Source organism: Lujinxingia vulgaris (genome assembly GCF_007997015.1).
Classification (GTDB): domain Bacteria; phylum Myxococcota_A; class Bradymonadia; order Bradymonadales; family Bradymonadaceae; genus Lujinxingia; species Lujinxingia vulgaris.
The window spans coordinates 1-501 of sequence record NZ_VOSM01000120.1 but is presented as its reverse complement, the minus strand read 5'-3'; the positions used below and the strand labels follow the sequence as shown (position 1 = coordinate 501).

At 62.9% G+C, this 501-nt stretch carries 1 protein-coding gene; it reads left to right on the top strand.

Translation table 11 applies throughout. The annotated features are described in order from the left end of the window. Positions 1-21 precede the first annotated feature (21 nt). The coding region (locus FRC98_RS21170; RefSeq protein ID WP_146983534.1) for a nucleotide exchange factor GrpE at positions 22-501 on the top strand (480 nt) is incomplete at its 3' end.

The window sequence follows — 501 nt, the reverse complement described above, 5'->3', positions numbered from 1 at the left end:
GCCGTCGAACCGGAAGTCGCGGTGAATGAAGATGTCGGCGAGGTGCCGTTTCCGGGTGAGAATGAACTCGACGAGACTGATGCCCTGCGCGCCGAGGTCGCCCAGTTGAAGGAGCAGCTGCTACGCGCCATGGCGGACGCGGAGAACACCCGCACCCGCGCGCGCAAGGATCGCGACGAGGCCGCAAAGTATGCCGCCAGCGGCATCACCAAGGACCTCCTGTCCGTGGCCGACAACCTGCGCCGCGCTCTTGAAAGCGTTCCCGCCGAAGCCATCGAGCAGAACGAGCATCTCAAAAGCCTCGTCACCGGGGTGGAGATGACCGAGAAGTCTCTTCTGGAAGCCTTCGAGAAGAATCACATCAAGCGGATCGATCCCGTGGGCGAACGCCTGAACCCGCATTACCACGAAGCCATGGTCGAGATCGAGGATCCCGAGCGGGCCGCAGGCACGGTCTCGCAGGTTTTCGAACCGGGTTACGTATTGCACGACCGCCTGCTG